The sequence below is a fragment of the Mizugakiibacter sediminis genome (assembly GCF_000953855.2).
GTDB classification, from domain to species: domain Bacteria; phylum Pseudomonadota; class Gammaproteobacteria; order Xanthomonadales; family Rhodanobacteraceae; genus Mizugakiibacter; species Mizugakiibacter sediminis.
This window is the reverse complement of sequence record NZ_DF970264.1, coordinates 1-263: the sequence shown is the minus strand read 5'-3', so window position 1 is coordinate 263 and position 263 is coordinate 1. Positions and strand designations below refer to the sequence as shown.

Here is a 263-nt window from a genome sequence, read left to right as displayed (position 1 = left end):
CGGGTCTCCGGCAGGCGGTACTTGAAGCCGAAGTCCACGCCGCGCGTATCCAGGCGGCCCAGGTTCACGGTCGGCGCGGTGATGAACACCACGTCACCATTCACCGGGTTGCGGTGGATGAAGTTGCAGAACAGGCCCGGCGTGCCGGTCGTGTCGCTGTTGAAGCACACGTTCGCCACCGTCTGCGCACCGATCGGCGACACGATGGTGTCGTTCAGGTAGATGCGCCACAGGTCGACGTTGACCGAGAAGCCGTCCAGCCA

Annotated in this window: 1 protein-coding gene; it reads right to left on the bottom strand. The window is 64.6% G+C overall.

Going from position 1 to position 263, the window contains the following annotated elements; all coding sequences use genetic code 11:
* A partial coding sequence (locus MBSD_RS15550; RefSeq protein WP_187300700.1) for a hypothetical protein occupies positions 1-263 on the bottom strand: 263 nt, incomplete at both ends.